Raw genomic sequence first — 379 nt, forward strand, 5'->3', positions numbered from 1 at the left:
CCGTCCGGGTGAGGATGTCGCCGAGCACGACGACGTCCACCCCGGGCGGGCGTAGCGCCAGGCCCAGGTCGGACACGAGGGTGACGCCCAGTCCGGCCGCCACCATGGCCATCGCGGTGGCCTGTTCCTCCACTTCGTGGTCGATGCGCGGCGCCACCCCGGCCGATTGGAACGCCAACCGCACCGCGTGCCCGAAATGCGAACGGGCCGGCGCCAGAATCCACGGGTGCTCGGCCAGTTCGGCCAGCGTGATGCTGGTGGCGGGCACAGCACCGGCGGGCACCGCGGCGTAGAGCCGCTCCACCGCGATCACCGCACGCTCGAGGCCACGATCCCAAGCCATCGGGTAGTTGGAGTAGTCGAGCACGAACGACAGATC

1 protein-coding gene is annotated in these 379 nt (G+C 70.7%); it reads right to left on the reverse strand.

What is annotated here, in order from left to right; all coding sequences use genetic code 11:
* A partial coding sequence (locus tag GV790_RS29150) for a LysR substrate-binding domain-containing protein (protein WP_256673604.1) occupies positions 1-379 on the reverse strand: 379 nt, incomplete at both ends.

The organism is Nocardia cyriacigeorgica, assembly GCF_010858045.1.
Classification (GTDB): Bacteria; Actinomycetota; Actinomycetes; order Mycobacteriales; family Mycobacteriaceae; genus Nocardia; species Nocardia cyriacigeorgica_E.